This is a genomic window from Caulobacter sp. GW822-FHT07D08 (genome assembly GCF_058798735.1).
The window spans coordinates 1-704 of the sequence record NZ_JBXAKU010000059.1; the positions used below are offsets into that span (position 1 = coordinate 1).

Consider the following 704-nt stretch of genomic DNA (forward strand, 5'->3'; position numbering starts at 1 on the left):
CCTGGATGCGAGATCAGCGGGCCAAGCTCTCGCGCCACGATCCCGTCGCCAAGGCGCTGGACTACATGCTCACCCGCTGGCCAGCCTTCACTCGCTTCCTGAGCGACGGCCGGACCTGCATGACGAACAACGCCGCCGAGCGGGCCTTGCGCGGCATCGCCCTTGGCCGCAAGTCCTGGCTGTTCTGCGGCTCCGATCGTGGCGGAGAGCGAGCGGCGACCATGTACAGCCTGATCGTCACGGCCAAGATGAACGACGTCGATCCGCAGGCCTGGCTCGCCGACATCCTCGCACGCATCGCCGCCCATCCCGCCCAGCAGATCGACGAACTGCTGCCCTGGAACTGGCGCCCGCCATCCCTGTCCAAGGACATCGCCGCCTGATGACTGGCCTACCCGATTCCGAGAAGGCGCTGATCACCGCCGCCTGCCAGCGGTTCATTGGTGACGTGCTGAAGCCGAGGTTCCTGCCGGCTATCCGCCCCACCGAGTTCAACTACCCCGTCGATATACAGGGCAAGTGGCACGGCAATCGATACCGCTTCCTCCAGCGCTATCGATCGGGATTTCCAGACAACCTGGGAGAAGAGTTCGACGCCCCCTTCGTCCGCTTGGATTGGCTCAGCCGCGACCGCTTCAACATCCAGTGGCATCGGCACACCGGCGCCTGGTTCTGCCTGCACCGGGGCAAATCACTCGCCCAAG

The 704-nt window shown here is 65.1% G+C and carries 2 protein-coding genes; both read left to right on the top strand.

Features of this window, described 5'->3' with window-relative positions:
• Positions 1–383: IS66 family transposase (locus AC1RJ9_RS28370; protein ID WP_492842029.1), on the top strand; the 383-nt coding region annotated here is incomplete at its 5' end.
• A partial coding sequence (locus AC1RJ9_RS28375) for a DUF3024 domain-containing protein (RefSeq protein ID WP_492842031.1) occupies positions 383–704 on the top strand: 322 nt, incomplete at its 3' end. The genes AC1RJ9_RS28370 and AC1RJ9_RS28375, both read left to right, overlap by 1 nt.